The sequence below is a fragment of the Nocardioides sp. T2.26MG-1 genome (genome assembly GCF_950101795.1).
Classification (GTDB): domain Bacteria; phylum Actinomycetota; class Actinomycetes; order Propionibacteriales; family Nocardioidaceae; genus Nocardioides.
The window spans coordinates 461,940-478,386 of the sequence record NZ_CATNLZ010000012.1; the positions used below are offsets into that span (position 1 = coordinate 461,940).

Annotated in this window: 17 protein-coding genes; 11 read left to right on the forward strand and 6 right to left on the reverse strand. The window is 73.0% G+C overall.

Annotated elements, in window-relative coordinates:
* The first annotated feature begins 1 nt into the window (after nucleotide 1).
* The 4 genes from QQZ14_RS11975 to QQZ14_RS11990 are packed head-to-tail and all read left to right on the forward strand — an operon-like array spanning nucleotide 2 to nucleotide 4,213.
* A complete protein-coding gene (locus QQZ14_RS11975) occupies nucleotides 2-598 on the forward strand; it encodes a cysteine hydrolase family protein (RefSeq protein ID WP_284534535.1) in 597 nt (198 codons plus the stop codon).
* Nucleotides 595-2,055, forward strand: a complete 1,461-nt coding sequence (locus QQZ14_RS11980; RefSeq protein WP_284534536.1) for an FAD-dependent oxidoreductase — start codon at nucleotides 595-597, stop codon at nucleotides 2,053-2,055. Before QQZ14_RS11975 ends, QQZ14_RS11980 begins: the two co-directional genes overlap by 4 nt.
* Nucleotides 2,052-2,855 (forward strand): aspartate/glutamate racemase family protein, encoded by an 804-nt coding sequence (locus QQZ14_RS11985; protein WP_284534537.1) that lies wholly within the window; start codon nucleotides 2,052-2,054, stop codon nucleotides 2,853-2,855. The genes QQZ14_RS11980 and QQZ14_RS11985 overlap by 4 nt, the downstream gene beginning before the upstream one ends.
* Entirely contained in the window at nucleotides 2,852-4,213 is a 1,362-nt protein-coding gene (locus tag QQZ14_RS11990) for an FAD-dependent oxidoreductase (RefSeq protein ID WP_284534538.1), read from the forward strand. The genes QQZ14_RS11985 and QQZ14_RS11990 overlap by 4 nt, the downstream gene beginning before the upstream one ends.
* On the opposite strand, the gene QQZ14_RS11995 is transcribed toward QQZ14_RS11990, so the two are convergent.
* The gene (locus QQZ14_RS11995) at nucleotides 4,214-5,104 is read right to left on the reverse strand and encodes an NAD(P)-dependent oxidoreductase (RefSeq protein WP_284534539.1); all 891 of its coding nucleotides are present in this window, start codon (nucleotides 5,102-5,104) and stop codon (nucleotides 4,214-4,216) included. It lies immediately after the preceding gene.
* 86 nt (nucleotides 5,105-5,190) lie between these two features.
* Between QQZ14_RS11995 and QQZ14_RS12000 the strand changes: the two genes are divergently transcribed.
* Both QQZ14_RS12000 and QQZ14_RS12005 read left to right on the forward strand, forming a co-directional pair.
* Complete coding sequence (locus tag QQZ14_RS12000) at nucleotides 5,191-5,571, forward strand: winged helix-turn-helix transcriptional regulator (protein WP_284534540.1); 381 nt, start codon at nucleotides 5,191-5,193, stop codon at nucleotides 5,569-5,571.
* 17 nt (nucleotides 5,572-5,588) lie between these two features.
* On the forward strand, nucleotides 5,589-6,416 hold the full coding sequence (locus QQZ14_RS12005) for a hypothetical protein (protein ID WP_284534541.1): 828 nt from the start codon (nucleotides 5,589-5,591) through the stop codon (nucleotides 6,414-6,416).
* A 6-nt stretch (nucleotides 6,417-6,422) separates the two neighbouring features.
* Here QQZ14_RS12005 and QQZ14_RS12010 read toward each other — a convergent pair whose 3' ends face one another.
* Nucleotides 6,423-7,007, reverse strand: a complete 585-nt coding sequence (locus QQZ14_RS12010; protein WP_284534542.1) for a TetR/AcrR family transcriptional regulator — start codon at nucleotides 7,005-7,007, stop codon at nucleotides 6,423-6,425.
* Nucleotides 7,008-7,103: 96 nt separating this feature from the next.
* On the opposite strand from QQZ14_RS12010, the gene QQZ14_RS12015 reads away from it, so the two are divergent.
* Genes QQZ14_RS12015 through QQZ14_RS12025 form a run of 3 tightly spaced genes read left to right on the forward strand, consistent with a single transcriptional unit; the run spans nucleotide 7,104 to nucleotide 9,147 of the window.
* Complete coding sequence (locus QQZ14_RS12015; RefSeq protein WP_284534543.1) at nucleotides 7,104-7,898, forward strand: COG4705 family protein; 795 nt, start codon at nucleotides 7,104-7,106, stop codon at nucleotides 7,896-7,898.
* Between the two features lie 28 nt (nucleotides 7,899-7,926).
* The gene (locus tag QQZ14_RS12020) at nucleotides 7,927-8,367 is read left to right on the forward strand and encodes a hypothetical protein (RefSeq protein ID WP_284534544.1); all 441 of its coding nucleotides are present in this window, start codon (nucleotides 7,927-7,929) and stop codon (nucleotides 8,365-8,367) included.
* A 30-nt stretch (nucleotides 8,368-8,397) separates the two neighbouring features.
* Nucleotides 8,398-9,147 carry an ABC transporter permease gene (locus tag QQZ14_RS12025; RefSeq protein ID WP_284534545.1) on the forward strand — a complete coding sequence of 250 codons (750 nt, stop codon included), beginning with the start codon at nucleotides 8,398-8,400 and terminating at the stop codon, nucleotides 9,145-9,147.
* A 3-nt stretch (nucleotides 9,148-9,150) separates the two neighbouring features.
* Here QQZ14_RS12025 and QQZ14_RS12030 read toward each other — a convergent pair whose 3' ends face one another.
* Nucleotides 9,151-10,461: a HAMP domain-containing sensor histidine kinase gene (locus QQZ14_RS12030; protein WP_284534546.1), complete on the reverse strand. Its 1,311-nt coding sequence runs from the start codon at nucleotides 10,459-10,461 to the stop codon at nucleotides 9,151-9,153.
* On the reverse strand, nucleotides 10,458-11,117 hold the full coding sequence (locus tag QQZ14_RS12035; protein WP_284534547.1) for a response regulator transcription factor: 660 nt from the start codon (nucleotides 11,115-11,117) through the stop codon (nucleotides 10,458-10,460). Before QQZ14_RS12035 ends, QQZ14_RS12030 begins: the two co-directional genes overlap by 4 nt.
* Before the next feature lie 118 nt (nucleotides 11,118-11,235).
* Between QQZ14_RS12035 and QQZ14_RS12040 the strand changes: the two genes are divergently transcribed.
* Entirely contained in the window at nucleotides 11,236-11,817 is a 582-nt protein-coding gene (locus QQZ14_RS12040) for a GtrA family protein (RefSeq protein WP_284534548.1), read from the forward strand.
* 59 nt (nucleotides 11,818-11,876) lie between these two features.
* Here the strand turns inward: QQZ14_RS12040 and QQZ14_RS12045 are convergent, their stop codons facing one another.
* The gene (locus QQZ14_RS12045; protein WP_284534549.1) at nucleotides 11,877-13,517 is read right to left on the reverse strand and encodes an MFS transporter; all 1,641 of its coding nucleotides are present in this window, start codon (nucleotides 13,515-13,517) and stop codon (nucleotides 11,877-11,879) included.
* A gap of 223 nt (nucleotides 13,518-13,740) precedes the next feature.
* Between QQZ14_RS12045 and QQZ14_RS12050 the strand changes: the two genes are divergently transcribed.
* The gene (locus QQZ14_RS12050) at nucleotides 13,741-14,928 is read left to right on the forward strand and encodes a cytochrome P450 (protein WP_284534550.1); all 1,188 of its coding nucleotides are present in this window, start codon (nucleotides 13,741-13,743) and stop codon (nucleotides 14,926-14,928) included.
* 26 nt (nucleotides 14,929-14,954) lie between these two features.
* Here QQZ14_RS12050 and QQZ14_RS12055 read toward each other — a convergent pair whose 3' ends face one another.
* On the reverse strand, nucleotides 14,955-16,196 hold the full coding sequence (locus tag QQZ14_RS12055) for an IS110 family transposase (RefSeq protein ID WP_284534551.1): 1,242 nt from the start codon (nucleotides 16,194-16,196) through the stop codon (nucleotides 14,955-14,957).
* Between the last annotated feature and the right edge of the window lie 251 nt (nucleotides 16,197-16,447).

The window sequence follows — 16,447 nt, forward strand, 5'->3', positions numbered from 1 at the left end:
CATGACCGACTCCCGCAAGGCCCTGCTGCTCCTCGACTACCAGGTCGCGCTCTGCGAGGAGGGCCCGCACCTGCGGATGCCCCCGCTCGCCGCCCAGGTCGCCGAGCGCGACGTGCTCGCCACCGCCGAGCGGGTGCTCGACGCGGCCCGCGCCGCCGGCTGGCTGGTCGTGCACGTGCGGCTCGCCTTCGACCCGACGTACGTGCTGCGCACCAACCGGCTGGCCCGCTTCGACGCCTACCCCGACCAGCGCGCGATGCTCGCCGACTCCCCCGAGGCCCAGATCGTGAAGGCCGTCGCGCCGCTGCCGGGCGAGCCGGTCGTCGACAAGGGCTGCGTCGACCCGTTCGTCGGCACGCCGCTGCTGCACGTGCTGGCCGCCGAAGGCGTCACCGAGGTCGTCCTGGGCGGCGTCGCGACCAACCTGGTCGTGGAGTCCGCGGCCCGGCACGCCAGCGACGCCGGCCTGCAGGTCACGGTGGTCGAGGACATGTGCGCGTCGTTCCGGCCGGACTTCCACGAGTTCTCCGTGCAGAACATGCTGCCGCTGTTCGCGACCGTCACCTCCTCGGCCGACATGCTGGGAGCCCTGGCATGAGCACCGACGTCTTCGAGTACGACGTCGTGGTGGTCGGCGGCGGCGTCGCCGGCCTGACCGCTGCCTGCTCGGCCGCAGAGCACGGCGCCCGGGTCGCGCTCGTCGACCGGGCGACCGAGGCCGAGACCGGCGGCAACACCCGCTACACCGAGGCGTTCCTGCGGATGCGCTCGCTCGAGGAGACCGCCGACGGGCTCGAGGACACCCTGGTCGACGACTTCATGGGCCACCCCGACCCGAGCGTGACGAACGAGGCCGCGGTCAACCCCGACCGCCGGTCCGCGCTCTACCGCTCCCACCACCTCGTCGACCCCGACTACGTCGCCGAGCTGGCCGCCGAGGCGCCGGGGACGCTGGCCTGGATGACCGGGCACGGCATGCGGTTCGACGTGCTGCCCACGCCGTTCCTCACCACCTCGACGACCCGGATGGCACCCGTCGGCGGCGGCCTCGCGATCGTCGAGACCATGGGCAAGGCCGCGCGCGGCCTCGGGGTGGAGTTCCACTTCGAGACCACCGCCCGGTCGCTGGTCGTCGACGCCGACGGCGGCGTCGCCGGCATCGCCGCCCGGACGCCGCGCGGCACCGTCGAGCTGCGGGGCCGCGTCGTGCTCGCCAGCGGCGGCTACCAGGGCAACGCCGAGCTGATGGCCCGCTACCACGGGGGCCGGGCCCTCACCACGAGGCCGGTGGCCCGCGGCGGCGGCTACAACAAGGGCGAGGGCCTGGAGATGGCACTGGCCGTCGGCGCCGCCACCGCCGGCAACTTCTCGCTGTTCCACGCCGAGCCGGTCGACCCCCGCTCGGGCGAGCCCGAGGCCGCGATCTTCTGCTTCCCGCACGGGGTGCTGGTCAACGCCGCCGGCGAGCGGTTCGTCGACGAGGCCCGCGGGCCGGTCGACGCGTGGTACGAGCGCACCACCCGCGACATCCAGGCCCAGGAGCGCGGCGTCGCGTGGGTCGTGCTCGACCAGCAGGGCCTCGCGGTGCCGAACCTCCGGGCCGGCATCCGCACCGACAAGCCCGCGGTCACCGGCGCGACGCTCGCCGAGCTGGCCGGGCGCATCGGGGTGCCCGCGGACACGCTCGAGCGCACGGTCGCGGCGTACAACGCCGCCTGCCCCGACCCCGCCGGCTTCGACCACCGGGCACCCGACGGGCTGGCCACGACCGGGCTGGTCCCGGCCAAGTCCCACTGGGCCCGACCGATCACCGACGGGCCGTTCGAGGCCTACCCGATCATGGCCGCCAACGTGTTCACGTTCGGCGGGCTCAAGACCTCGGCGGCCGCCGAGGTCGTCGACCGCGACGGCCGCGCCGTCCCCGGCCTGTACGCCGCCGGCGAGCTGACCGGGCTCTACTACTCCAACTACACCGGCTCGACCTCGGTGCTGCGGGGCGCGACGTTCGGCCGGATCGCGGGCCGCGAGGCCGCCACGAGCGGGGTGCGCGGATGAGGATCTGGCACCAGAGCTTCACCGTGCTCGACGACGTGCCGCACTACCGCGACGCGCTGGCCCGGCACCTGTCCTCGCAGGCGGCACCCGGCACGACCATCGACCTGCACGGCATGAGGCCGGGCACCTACCCGTCGGCGTACCCCGGCACCCACATCGGCCACGCCTACCTCGCCGGCCTGCACAAGGAGCAGTTCGTGCACGCGGCGCTGCGCGCGCAGGACGAGGGCTACGACGCGTTCCTGATCGCCACGATCCCCGACACGGCCTACGAGGAGGTGCGCTCGCTGGTCGACATCCCCGTCGTCGCGTTCGGCCACACCTCGCTGCTGATGGCGGGGATGCTCGGCGACCGGGTCGGCATCGTGAACTTCATCGCGGCGCTCACCCCGCAGCTGCGCCGCAACGTCCAGCACTACCGGCTGGAGTCGCTGGTCGGCCCGATCGTGCAGGTGGCGAAGGGCTTCACCGACGTGATGGCGGCGTACGCCGACCCCGCGCCGCTGGTCGCTGCCTTCACCGACGCCGCCCGCCGCGCGATCGCCGAGGGGGCGAACGTGATCGTGCCGGGCGAGGGCCCGCTGAACGTGTTCCTCGCCGACCAGGGCGTGCACCGGGTCGGCGACGTGCCGGTGCTCGACTCGCTCGGCACCTGCGTGCGGGTGGCCGAGCTGCGCGCCGCACAGCACGCCGCGTCCGGGCTGCACCCCACGCGCGTGGGGTTCCACTCCTCGCAGCCGGCCCGCGACGCGGTCGATGCGGCCAGGAAGTTCTACGGGCTCCCGGAGGTGCTCGGATGAGCACGCACTGGGACCTCGAGGTGGACGTCGCGGTCGCGGGCGGTGGGGCGTGCGGGGTGATGGCGGCGCTGCGGGCCGCGCAGGACCCCGACCTCGTCGTCGCGGTCTTCGAGCGGTCGGCCCGCGAGGGCTGCAACGCCGCGATCTCCAGCGGCAGCCTGGCCGCCGGCGGGACCCGCTTCCAGCGCGAGGCCGGGATCGTGGACTCCCCCGAGCAGCACGCCTCCGACATCCTCGCCGCGAGCGGCGACCACGAGTGGGCGCACGTCGTGCGCGCCCTGTGCGCGGTCGCCCCCGCCCTCGTCGAGTGGATCGCGGACGAGCTCGGCTACCCGGTCGAGATCGGCGTCGACATGCCTCGGGCCGGCATGTCGGTGCCGCGGCTGCACACCGACGTCGGTCGCCTCGGCGGCGGCCGGCTGATGGCGCACCTCCGCGCGGCCCTCGAGGCGCTGCCCAACGTCGCGTTCGTCGACGAGGCGCCGGCCGTCGACCTGGTCGTCGAGGACGGCGCCGTCACCGGCCTCGTCGTCGAGCAGAACGGTGCCCGGCAGCGGGTCCGGGCCGGGGCGGTCGTGCTCGCCACCGACGGCTTCGCCGCCTCCCCGCAGCTGATGGCCGAGCACTGCAACGACCTCGGCGATCCGTTCTACGGCGGGGTCTCGACCGCCACCGGGTCCGCGATCCCGTGGCTCACCGACCTGGGAGCGACGTTCCGCAACATGGGGGCGTGTCTGCGCAGCGGTCTGGTCGTCGTCGGCCACGGCACCCGGGTCTCCCCCGCGCTGCAGTTCAACGGCGCGGTGCTCGTCGGCACCGACGGCCGGCGCTTCGTCGACGAGGAGGCCCACGGCTACTCCTCGATGGCCGCCGTGCTGCGCGCCCAGCCGGGCGAGCGGGCCGCGATGGTGTGGGACGCCGAGGCGATGGCCGCGACCCGGCACTCGGAGATGATGCGCGACTGCCTGGCCGCCGGAGCGATCCGCGACCTGGCCGACCTCGGCTCGCTCGCCGAGGCGCTGGGCGTCGGCGAGACGGCCGCGGCCGAGGCGCTCGAGCCGATCCCGGGCCGCCGGCGCCTGGCCGCGCCGTACCACCTCGCCTGGGTGACGCACGGCGTGCTCGCCACCCAGGGCGGCGTCGTGGTCGACACCACCGGCCGGGTCCTCGACGCCGGCGGCGAGCCGGTGCCCGGCCTGTACGCCGGCGGCGGCACCGCCTGCGGCCTCGCCGGGCCGTCGTCGGGCGGGTACTCCTCGGGCAACGGCCTGCTCTCGGCGTTCGGGTTCGGCTGGATCATCGGCAATCACCTCGCCGCGCTCGAGTCACCGCGCCTGGCCGGGGTCACGCGGGGCTGATCACCACCGGGGACGCAGGCTCTCGTAGACCCGGGCCAGCCCCTCCTTCCCGTGGCCGGCCGCGACCTGCCGGGCGACGAGCGCCTGGACGGCCGCGAGCGTCGACGCGTTCACGCCCTGCTCGTCACTGGCACGCACGATGTGGGAGAGGTCGGAGAACTCCAGGCTCTGCTGCCCGGGGACGGTGTAGTCCCCACCGTCGATGACCTGGGCGTAGTGGGCGAACGCGCCCGCCATCGCGCTGATGAACGGGGAGGTCCGGGCCGCGAACTCCGCGGCCGGCATGCCCTCGGAGCCCACCATCGCCGCGCCGTGGAAGAAGCCCGCGAACATCTGGTACATCGCGGACAGCATCGCGAGGTCGACGAGCGATGCCATGCCTGCGTCCGTGCCCTCGAACGTGCTGGTGCCCCAGGTGGCGAGCAGGCCCTCGTGCGCGCCGTAGGCGGCACGCGAGCCGCTGTAGAAGATCTGCGCCTCCCGGCTGCCGATCATCTCCGGGACCGCCAGGACGGCGCCGTCCAGGTACTCGACGTCGTGCGCCTCGGCCCACGACGCGAGCTCGCGCGCCTCGCCCGGGGTGGTGGTGGTGAGGTTGACCAGGGTCCGGCCACGGAGCTGTGCCACGACCGGGTCGAGGGTCTCGAGCACGGACGGGAACCGGAACAGGCAGGCCACGACCAGGTCGTGATGGGTCACCGCCTCCGCGACCGTGGCGGCCTCGGCTGCGCCGGCGTCGACCAGCGCGGCGCTGCGCCCCGGCGTCCGGTTCCACACGGTGACCGGGTGCCCGGCGCGGAGGAGGCGGGTGGCGAGCGCGGTGCCCATCGCGCCGGCGCCGAGCATGGTGACGCCGGCCGGTGCGTGCGGAGTTGCGGGTGTCGTTGTCATGCCGCAAGGCTGGACAACGACCGGCCTCTGTCGGAAGTACGCACTATTTACTGGGGTACCCACCATTTCGTCAGCAAGGGACAGCCATGGCCAAGCGACCGAGGTCCGGACCGTACGTCTGCGGGATCGATGCCGCGCTCGATGTCGTGAGCGGCAAGTGGAAGGGCCTGGTCCTGTGGGAGCTGCACGCCCACGGCGTCCGCCGGTTCGCCGAGTTGCGCCGAGGGATCCCCGGCGTCAGCGAGAAGATGCTCGCCCAGCACCTGCGCGAGATGGAGGCCGACGGGCTCGTCCAACGCCGGGTCTACGCCGAGGTGCCACCCAAGGTCGAGTACTCGCTGACCGACGCCGGCGCGTCCCTGAACCGCGCTCTGGGACCCCTCGGCGAGTGGGGCCGGGAACGACTGCGTCGGGACGGGCTCGATACCACGGCTGCCAGCGGCGAACCTGCAACCGAGCATGTCTAGCGGCTACTCTCTAGAGAGTGATCTCTAGAATTTTCGACAACACCCTCCCGGAGAGGCGGGCGACCGCGGTCGCGGCCGGCCTCACGATCCTCGCCGGCGCGGGGCAGGTCGCCGTGGGGTCGGCGGACTACGTCGACCGGATCGGACCGTCCTGGGGGCCACTGGCCGGCGGCCTCGCGACTCTCCTGACCGTGCTGGCCGGGCGATCGCGCAGGAGCCTGAGCGTCGTCGCGACCGTGCTCCTGCTGCCCTCGTGCGCTGCCACCGTGTTCCACGTCCTGCGCGCGACGGGGGCCATCCCGATGCCGGTCGACGTCCGTGGCGCGCTGGTGTCGGGGAGCGCCACGGTCACGCTGCTGCTGCTGTGGCGATGGTGCCGACCCCTGCGGACCACCGACGATCGTCCGTGGGAGACCCCGGCCTGGGTCGCGCTCCTCGGCGTCGCGGTCGCGCTCGTCTACCCGGCCGTCAAGACCTCCTGGGTCCTGGGCAGCACGTGGCTCGCTCCGCGGGGTCTCGAGCACCGGGTCGACGCAGAGTACGTCGCACCCGTCCTGCTCGTCGGACTCGGTACGGCGGCGACCCTGGTCGCGCTCCGCTGGTGGCGGACCGACGCCCCGCCGTTCGCGCACCCGGCGGCGGCCGCTGCCGGGCTCGCGCTGGTCAGCCTCGGGGTCGGCGGCCTGAACGCCACCGTCACCCACCCCGCGGACGAGGGGCCGACCCTGGCCGTGCTGGTCTACGGCAGCTGGCTCCTCTGGGGCCTGACGACGTTGGCCGTGGCCGGCCGGCTGTCCTCGCGCCGGAGGCTGCCGGCCGAGGCCCGCGTCCCGGCCGGTGCGTGACGCCGCTCAGCCATCGCCGAGCGCCAGGATGGCACGCGAGCTCGACTCGATCACCGGGTCCATCCAGGACGGGACCCGCTCCCACACGTAGGGCCGGACCAGGCCGTAGGGGCTCTCGATCGCGGCCACGCGCACCAAGGTCAGGTACCGCTGCGCCCGGGACCCGTACCGGGCGAACGCCAGCCGGCGGTGCCGGGACCGCACGCCGTCGTTCACGGTCCGGACCTCCTCCTGGCAGGCCTCGGGCGCCGTCTCGACCAGTCGGGACTGCCGGAACAGGGTCATCGCGGCCGCCTCGGCCCGGTGCCGCCGCGTGAACGTGGCGACGCAGAGCGCCATGTCGACGATGGCCTGCTCCGGGTCCGGGTGCTCGCCGGCCTCGAGGTAGTCCTCGTGGAAGCGGTGCACGCTCCGGAGCCAGAGCCGGACGAGGAGCTCGTCCCTCGAGGGGAAGCGGTGGTAGATCGAGCCGCTCGGCGCCCCGAGCCGGTCGGCGACGTCGCCGATCGTCAGCGCCGAGCCCTTCAGCAGCACGATCTCCGCGGCGGCGTCGAGGATCCCGTCGTGGGTGAAGCGAGCGACCGGAGACACCGGCCGATCGTAGTGCGGTGGCGGTACTGCCGCGGCCGGCCGGGCTGCGTCGTCCGGTCAGGTTGATGGCAGGAGCGGTCGCCGAGGCTTGCGCCCATGCCCACGACCACCCGAGTCCAGACCCGCGGCCGCCTGATGCTGAACAAGGTTCCCGAGGTGACGGTGTACTTCTGGATCATCAAGATCCTGTGCACCACGGTCGGCGAGAGCTTCGCCGACTACATCAACGAGACCCTCGGCTTCGGCCTGACCAACACCACCCTGGCCTTCTCGGCCGCCCTCGTCGTCGCGATGGTGCTGCAGTTCCGGCTCAACCGCTACGTCCCGTCGGTCTACTGGCTGGCCGTCGTGCTGATCAGCGTCGTCGGAACCCTGCTGACCGACAACCTCACCGATGCCCGCGGCGTGCCGCTGTGGGAGAGCACGACGGCGTTCTCGGTGCTGCTCGCGGTCGTGTTCGGGGTCTGGTACGCCCGCGAGCGGACGCTGTCGATCCACTCGATCGTCACGGTCCCCCGCGAGGCGTTCTACTGGCTCACCGTCCTGGTCACGTTCGCGCTGGGTACGGCGACCGGCGACTGGACTCTCGAGCTGACCGGCTGGTCGCCGGGTGCCTCGATCATGCTGCCGCTGGGCCTCATCGTCGCGGTGCTGGTGGCCTGGCGCCTGGGCGCCGGACCGGTGCTGTCGTTCTGGCTGGCCTACATCCTCACCCGGCCGCTCGGCGCCAACATCGGCGACTACCTGGCCTCGCCGCGCTCCGACGGAGGCCTGGGCCTCGGCACGCTCGGCACGAGCGTGCTGTTCCTCGGCACGATCCTGGCCGTCGTCGTCTACCTGACGGTGACCGACAAGGACCGCACCGAGCGCTCGCAACCTGCTGAGCTCTGAACCACCACCTCTCACGAAAGGCCCTGTCATGCCGGAGACCCGCACCCACCGCATCCTCGTCCTGACCGACCGGGCCGACCCGACCCCGGCCCTGCTGTCCGCCATCCGCAGACGCGCCGAGACCGGGGACGTGCAGTTCCGGCTCGTGGTCCTGAACCCGGCGCGCGCCGAGCTCCACCTGCTCCATCCCGAGCGCCACGACAAGGCCGCCGAGGCCGAGCAGGTCCTCCGGCGGGCGCTGCCGCTCCTCGAGGAGGCCGCCGGAGGACCCGTCATCGGGTCGGTGTCGGTGCGCCACGACCCGATGGACGCCGTGGAGGAGACGGTGTACAGCGAGCCGGTCGACGAGGTCATGCTGTCCCCGCTGCCGCAGCACCACCTCGCGACCTGGCTGCACCAGGACCTCGAGCACCGGCTGGCTCACCTCGACGCGCGGGTCACGGTCGTCCCGGCCGGGCCGACCGACTGAGCACGGGAGACCCTGGGAGAGAATGCTGGGGTGGGCGACCTCGGGCACTACCTGGGCTTCGGGCTCGGTCTGCTCACCCTGGTCGCCCTCACGATCGGGTCGGCCCGGTGGGCCGGCGTGGGCCTGGGCCTGTTCCCACTCTGGGCGCTCGCCCGCGCGGTCGTCCAGCTCAGCGTCGTCGCCCTGCTGCTGCGCGGCATCCTCGCCGTCCCCTGGACGGTCGCGCTCTTCCTGGTGCTGATGCTGACCACGGCCTCCTGGACCGCGGTACGGCGGCTGGACGCGCTCTGGAACGGACGCCGGGCCGCCGTGCTCGGTGTCCTCGCCGGCTCGGCGCTCACGCTGACCCTGGTCTTCGCGCTGCGCCTCGTCGACCTGGAGGTGCGCTACCTCGTCGCGGTCGCCGGCATCGTGATCGGCAACGCGATGAGCGCCGCGACCCTGGCGGGGCGCAACTTCCTGCGCGGCGCGACCGCGCGCCGCGACGAGATCGAGGCGTGGCTCTCGCTCGGCGCGAGCCCGGCGCGGGCGCACGAGGAGATCGGCCGCGAGTCGGTGCGCGAGTCGCTCCTGCCGACGCTCGACCAGACCAAGTCGACCGGGCTGGTCACTCTCCCAGGTGCGTTCGTCGGCGCCCTGTTCGGTGGCGCCGGCCCGGCCGGCGCCGCCGAGTTCCAACTGGTGGTGCTGGCCGGCATCGCGCTCGCGATGACCCTGACGAGCATCGTGGTGACGCGGATCGCCGGGCGCTCGCCGTACCTCGTCGCCGTCCGGTCCTGACCGTCAACCGCGCGGGAGCCGGACCACGAACCGCGTGACGCCGCCGTCCGGCGCGACCGTCACGTCGCCACCGAGCGTCCGGGCGATCCGGCGCGCGATCGCCAGCCCGAGCCCGGCGCCCGAGCCCGGCGCCGAGGTCGCGCCCGGCTCGAAGATGCGCTCCGCGTCGCCGGGGTCGACCCCGGGTCCGTCGTCGTCGACCCGGACGTCGACGGTGCCCGCGGCCGCGACCGCACCGACCCGGACCCGGGTGCGGGCGAACCGCAGCGCGTTCTCGACCACCGGGCTGATCGCCCGGACGGCGAGGTGGTGCGGGACCCCGAGGCGGAGGTCGGCGACGTCGACGGCGAGCCGCTCGGGGTCGGCGCCGAGCTGGCTGCCGACGTCCCCGAGCACCTCGCGCAGCGAGGAGTGCGCGTCCGACATCACCTGGGCCTCGTTGCGGGCCAGGTCGAGCAGGGTGGTGATCGTCGCCGCCATCCGCCGACCGGCCGCGACGATCTCCTCCAGGTCGCCGCGCGCCTCGGCCGGCAGGGTGTCCCGGAGCAGGATCAGGTCGGCCATGCCCTGGACGGTCGTCAGCGGCGTCCGGAGCTCGTGCGCGAGCTCGGAGGTCAGACGCTGCTCGGAGCGGATCGCCGAGGCGACCTTCTCGAGCAGCTGGTCGAGCGTGCCGGCGAGTGCACCGAGCTCGTTCTCCGGCTCGCCCAGGTCGAAGCGCCGGCTGAGGTCGTGCTCGCTCCACTCGGCGGCGGTCTCGGCCATGACCGCGACCGGCGCGAGCGCCCGCCGGGTCGCCCAGGCCGCGACCGCCGCCGCCGCGACCGTCGCCAGCAGGCCGGTCACGAGCGACACGATCAGGGCCAGCCGTTCGGCCTCCTCGTACGGCGCCAGCCGCTCCGACACGACCACGACCCCGGCCGCACCGCTGGTCGTGAACGGCTCGGCCAGGACGCGGGCCTGCCCGCCGTAGGTCCGCACCGTCCGGGCGTCCGTCGCACCGAGATCCGCGAAGGGTCCACCCAGGCCGTCGGGCGGCGCACCCGCGACGAGAGAGCCCCGCCCGTCGTAGACGGCGACACCGGCGTCCAGCTGGGCGTCCGGCACGACCAGCCGCCCGGCCGGCGATCCGCTCGCCGAGCTGATGACGGCCTCGGCGCGGTCTTGGAGCACCCGGTCGACGTCGCCGTCGCTGATCCGCGCGAGCACGACCTGCACCACGACGGTCAGCAGCACCATCGCGACCGCGGTGATGCCGGCGGTCAGGACCACGATCTGCCCGCGGAAGGACCGCAGCGGGCGCGGCCGGCTCACCGGAGGCGGAACCCCACGCCGCGGACCGTCTCGATCGACACCGGCGACTCGATGGACTCGAGCTTGGTCCGGATCCGGCGCATGAACGAGTCCACGGTGTTCTCCGCCACGACGGCTCCCTCCGGCCAGGCTGCCGCGATCACGCTACGCCGGCGGACCACCTCGTCGGGCCGCGACGTGATCGCCGCGAGCATCCGGAACTCCGTCGGCGTCAGCAGCACCTCGCCGGAGCCCGTCCGGGCCGCGTGCCGGGCCGGGTCGAGCTCGAGACCGGACGTCGTCGTCAGCGGCGGACGCCCGCGCCGGCCGAGGGCCTCGAGGCGCGCGATCAGCTCCTTGAGCTCGAACGGCTTCGCCACGTAGTCGTCGCCGCCGGCACCGAAGCCGGCGAGCCGTTCATGGGTCGCCCCGAGCGCCGTGAGGAACAGGACCGGCGCGTTCTGGCCGGCCGAGCGCAGCGCCTGGCAGACATCGCGGCCGTCGGCGTCCGGGAGGCCGATGTCGAGCACCATCACGTCGATGGCGCTGTCGGCGCCGAAGCGCCGCAGCGCCTCGCCCCCGTCGTGCGCCATGACGGTCTCGTGTCCGGCGAACCGCAGCGCCTCGCCCAGAAGCCGGCGGATCGACGGGTCGTCCTCGCACACTCCGATCAGCATCGGGTCACCTCTCCTTCGCCGCGCGCACAGCGTGGCCCGGCGTACCTGCCATCATCCTGAACGGCGGGCCGCCCGGACAGTCAGGTCCCTGGCAGGTCCCGGGCGCGAGTCTCGCACCATGACCACCGCCGGCAGCCGTCTCGCGGGCGCGGCTCGCCTGCTCCCCAGCCGCGAGGTGACGACCTTCCTGGCCGTCGGCGGCGCCGGGTACGTCGTCGACGTCCTCGCGTTCAACTGGCTGCGCGGGCACACCGCCCTCGCCGGCACCGACCCGACGGCCGCGAAGGTCCTGGCGGTGGCGGCCGCGATGGTCGTCACCTACCTCGGCAACCGGATGCTGACCTGGCGCGACCGCGCGAGCGACGGCAGGCACGAGGTCGCCCTCTTCGTCCTGTTCAACCTCGTCGGGCTGGCGATCTCGGTCGCCGCCCTCATCGTCAGCCATGACCTGCTGGGCCTCACCAGCCGCCTGGCCGACAACATCTCGGCGAACGTCGTGGGCCTCGCCCTCGGCACGGCGTTCCGCTTCTGGACCTACCGGCGCTTCGTCTTCACCGGGGAGCCCGCGGCAGGCCTTCCCGCCGACCACGACGCGCCCGTGCGCTCGCTGCTCACCGTCGGGGAGAGCCTCACCGTCGACGTCATCTCCGGGAGCTACGGCGCCGGCCACGACGCCGCCGCCCACAGACCGGCCACCTGACCGGCCCACCGGCCCGCGCCGGCGGTGGACCGGGTCGACCCGGTCCACCGCCCACGGCGTCAGTGGAGCTCGACGGGCGGCAGCTCGTCGAGGTCGGGGTGGAGCGGGTCGACCAGCGCCTCGGGCGCCGGATCGGCGGCCTTGACCCGGAACATGCCGACCGCGGTCACCAGGGCCGCGGCGAGGGCGGCGACCCCGCACACGGCGAGCGCCAGCGTGAACCCGCTGCCGAGCGCCTCCATCGCGACCCCGTGCGCGCCGGAACCGGGTACGCCGGGGGGCAGGCTGTTGATCGCGATCGGCCCGGCCTCTTGGCCGATGCCCATGGCCGGGCCCATCTCCTCCGGCGGCAGACCGGCACCCGGGAGCGCCTTCAGGAACTCGTCCCCGGCGCGGCTGAGCGCCACGGCCCCGACCAGCACCGGACCCAGCGCGAAGCCGAGGTCGCGCAGCATGTTCGTGGTCGCGCTGGCCATGCCGGCCAGGTGGAGCGGAACCGAGTTCATCGCGACCGCGGTGAACGAGGAGACCGTCAGCGCGAAGCCGATGCCGACCAGCAGTGCCGGCCAGATGATCGGGGTCAGGCTGGGGTCGGCGACGTCGAGCCCGGTGAGCGCGAAGGCGCCGAGACCCATCAGCGCGAACCCGGCGGTGATCAGCCAGGTGGGGCTGACCCGGGCCAGGAGCCGCGAGACGACGGGGATCAGCACGAACGCCGGGCCCTGGAGGAAGAAGAACACGATCGCGACCCGCATCGGCTCCTGGTGCTGGACCGGGCCGATCCACATGCTCAGCGAGAAGCAGATGCCCAGGAAGCTGAACATGCCCACGACGGTGACGACCGAGGTCACGGAGAAGGCCCGGTTGCGGAACAGGTCGAGGTTGAGGATCGGGGACTCCGCGCGCCGCTCGATCATCAAGAACGCCGCCAGGAACACCACGCCGATGACGAAGCCCGCGACGACGTGCGTCTGGCTCCACCCGTCCTCCGGCCCCTGGACGGCGCCGTACAGCAGGGCGAACATGCCGACCGCGAACGTGACCTGCCCCGGCAGGTCGAGGCGACGGCCCTCCGGGGCGGTCGACTCGGCGGAGAGCGCCAGGGTCGCGAGCACGCTGACCAGGGCCGCGAGGGCGAGCACCCAGTAGGACCCGCGCCACGAGCTGGCGTTCGCGAACACCCCGCCGACCAGCGGCGAGACGGCGGCACCGGCGGAGAGGAACCCGGCCCAGATCGCGATCGCCCGGGCCCGCTGCGCGGGGGTGTGCGTCACCGCGGCGACCAGGGCGAGCGAGCCCGGGAACAGGGCGCCCGCGCCGAGACCGTTCACGGCCGCGCCGAGCCACATCACGTGCACGCTGGGCGCCGTCGCCGAGACCACGGCCCCGACGCCGATCAGCGCGGCACCGGACGCCACCAGCTTCTTGCGGCCGAACAGGTCGCCGAGGATGCCGAAGGTGAACTCGAAGATGACGACGGTGACCATGAAGGCCGCGGTGATCCAGGTCAGCTGCGAGCCCTGGGTGCTGAACGTCCGCTGGAACTCCCCGAGGAGCGAGGCCGGCAGCGCATTGGCGACCTGCGCGACGAAGACCGCACCGAAGGCTGCTGCCAGCGTGCCCGCGTAGCCCGGCGTCCGGGCACCCCCGGCGGCGGGGGCCTGGGACGTCGTCGGGGACGTCCGGTTGTCGATCGACATGTATCTCTCCCTGGCTGGGATCGGTCACAGCGGGCCGGTCGTAGCGACCGGCCGACCGCGAGCTGGATCGGGCAGGGGTGACCGTCGTCACCCCCGAGGCTGTGAACGGTGTCACCTCGGACAACAGTCAGTCAAGTAAAAGGTCATATTGTCTCGGGTGCATGCCAGATCATGCGTTCTATGCGTTGGACGGATTCGATTGTGACGACCTTCACTGGTCGGCATGCCTGCCTCCCCCACCCCGCCCGTCTCCGACGACCTCGACCTCTTCGCCGACGACGTCCTGGTCGACCCCTACCCGACGTACTCGCGGCTGCGCGACCTCGGCGCCGTCGTGCACCTGCCGACCAACGACGTCTACGCGTTGACGCGGTACGACGCCATCCGCTCGGCGCTCGGCGACTGGGAGACGTTCTCCTCCGCCGGCGCGATCGGGTTCAACCCGATGGTCAACGAGGCGCTCACCGGCACCTCGCTCTCCTCCGACCCGCCGGTGCACACCCAGCTGCGCGCGGCGCTGACCGAGAACCTCACCCCGCGGGCGTTGCGCGGCCTCAAGGACCAGATCGACGCCAAGGCCGACGCGCTGGTGGCCGACCTCGTCGAACAGGGGTCGTTCGAGGCGATCGACGCATTGGCCCGGGCGTTCCCGCTCGAGGTCGTCGCCGACCTGATCGGCTTCACCGGCGAGGTCCGGGGCAACATGCTGCGCTGGGGCCAGGCCGCGATGCAGGTGATCGGCCCGCTCAACCAGCGCACGGCCGAGAGCTTCCCGATCGCCGGCGAGCTCTACGGCTGGTGCTCCAACGTCACCGCCGACGACCTCGCGCCCGGCTCGGTGGGCCGCGGCATCTTCGACGCCGAGGCCCGCGGCGACATCCCGCCCGGCTCGGCCGGGCACATCATCCACCAGTACCTGGGCGCCGGCGTCGACTCGACCATCGCCGCGATCGGCAACGTCGTGGCGCTGTTCGCCGCCCACCCGGACCAGCTCGAGCTGGTCCGCAAGGACCCGGCGCTGGTGCCCGCCGCCTTCAACGAGGCCCTCCGGTACTGGGCGCCGCTCCACGCCTGGGGGCGCCGGACGACACGCGACGTCGAGATCGACGGAGCGGTCGTGCCCGCGGGCGCCCAGGTCGCGCTGCTGTTCGGCGCCGGCAACCACGACCCGCGCCATTACGACAACCCCGAGGCGTTCCTGGTCGAGCGCAACCCCGCCGACCACCTGTCCTTCGGCTACGGGCCGCACGGGTGTGCCGGCCAGGGCCTGGCCCGGCTCGAGGCGCACGCGATCATCGACGCCCTGTCCCGGCGGGTGCAGAGCCTGACCGTCGCCGACGCGCAGCGGGTCCCGCACAACACCGTGCGCAGCATCGACCGGCTGCCCGTCCTCGAGGTGGTGCCGGCATGAGTTGCCCTGTGTCAACGTCGGCCGTGTCAGGCGGCTTTGGCGGTGTGTTCGTTGAGGACGCGTTGCAGGGCGTTGTGTCGGGCGGGGTCGTAGGCGACGCCGTCTTGCCAGCAGCGCCAGATGATGTTTGCCCAGGCTCTCCCGAGGATGCGGACGGCGTGGGGGTGGTCGTGGCCGCGGGCTCGGGCTCGTTGGTAGAGGTCTTCGGCCCATGGGTTGGCGCGTCGGCAGTCGCCGGCGAAGTCGCACAAGGCGTCTCGGAGTTGATGGTCGGCCGACCAGCGGAAGGTGACGGCCTTGGCTTTGCCGGACTGGCGCGTCGAGGGTGCGACGCCGGCCAGGCAGGCCAAGGATTCGGCGGTGGGGAACCGGCCGCGGGCGTCGCCGATCTCGGCCAGCAGTCGGGCGGCGCGCAGGGTTCCGGCTCGTGGCAGCGACTTGACGATGTGGGCGTCGGGGTGGGCCTCGAACTGCTCGGCGATCGCGTCGGCCAGCGCAGCGATCTGGACGTTGAGGGTGCGGAGCACGGCCACGAACGCCAGCGTGGTCGCGGCGTGTGCCTCGGCATCAACGTCGGTGGTGCCACGCGGGGCCGCGACCAGGCGCTGATGCAACACCTGTGGTGGGACCTTGCCGGAGTAGCCGACCTTGGCCAGCCAGGCGCCCAGCCGGGCCGGGGTGAGCCAGTCGACCTTCGCCTGAGTGTTGAAACGCTCGAGGAACGCCAGGCTGGTCTGGGAGTCCAGGGCGCTGAACAGGCCCACGATCCCGGGCAGCACGATCTGCAGGTGGGCGCGGAGCTGGTTGGCTGCCGCGACGCGGTGCTCGACCAGATCACGGCGGGCACGCACGCTGCTGCGCAGCGCGATCATCGCAGGCGTGGACCGCGTCAGGGGAGTGAGGCGACGACGATCGGTGCGGACCACATCGGCCAGCACGTAGGCGTCGTACCGGTCGTCCTTCTTGCCGGCCGACCCGTAGCGTCCACGCAGGTTCTTCAGCTGGTTCGGCGCGATCACCAGCACGACCAGACCGGCGGCCAGCAGGGCCTCGATGACCGGCCCGTCGCCGCGTTCGATGCCGACTTCGCTCACGTGGGCGTCGAGAAGGCGACTGATGAGCCGCTTCAGCCCGGCAGCGGTGTGTTCGACGGTGAAACGGTCGAGGATCTCTCCGTCGGCATCGACGATGCAGACCGCGTGGTCGTCCTTGGCCCAATCGACACCCGCGCAGACTCGCGCCGCGGTGCCTTCAACGGTGACACTCATGTTGGGTTCCTCGCTGTTGCAGCAGTGGGGATCCACCCGGTGGTCCCGGGACCCCACCGCCGGTGCCTCACTGATCGGCGCTCGATGGCGCACAGCCCTGTAGCCAGTCCGAGGGTCCTGGGCCACCGGACCCCGCAGAACTCATGCTGGACCTTGAAGGTCGAGGATCGTTGGCGGTGGCCCGGTGGGGACCAGGGGTGCATCAGAGGCTCATCCGAAGCCGCCGACGCGAGGAAGGTAGACCAGTGAGG